The sequence below is a fragment of the Sedimentibacter sp. B4 genome (genome assembly GCF_000309315.1).
Lineage (GTDB): Bacteria > Bacillota > Clostridia > Tissierellales > Sedimentibacteraceae > Sedimentibacter > Sedimentibacter saalensis.
Genome location: NZ_CANG01000761.1, coordinates 1 through 205 on the forward strand (window position 1 = coordinate 1; position 205 = coordinate 205).

At 70.2% G+C, this 205-nt stretch carries 1 pseudogene; it reads right to left on the reverse strand.

What is annotated here, in order from left to right:
* Positions 1 to 160 (reverse strand): annotated as a pseudogene (locus BN358_RS24280) (bifunctional adenosylcobinamide kinase/adenosylcobinamide-phosphate guanylyltransferase); the annotation flags it as partial.
* Positions 161 to 205: the final 45 nt, after the last annotated feature.

Below are 205 nucleotides of genomic sequence, written 5' to 3' on the forward strand. Positions count from 1 at the left end.
TGCCGGTGCGCGGCCACCCGGGCCGCCCACTCCGCGTCGTGGGCGGGATCGGCCGGGTAGCCGGGGGTCAGGTAGCTCACCGGTGCGCTCGTGGAGAGCAGCGATTCGGCGTGGCGGGACTTGCCGCTGCGCACCCCTCGGTGACCAGGACGTGAACCATGGCTCGAACACTACTAACCTCGGCAGTCGTGCCCGACGCATTCAT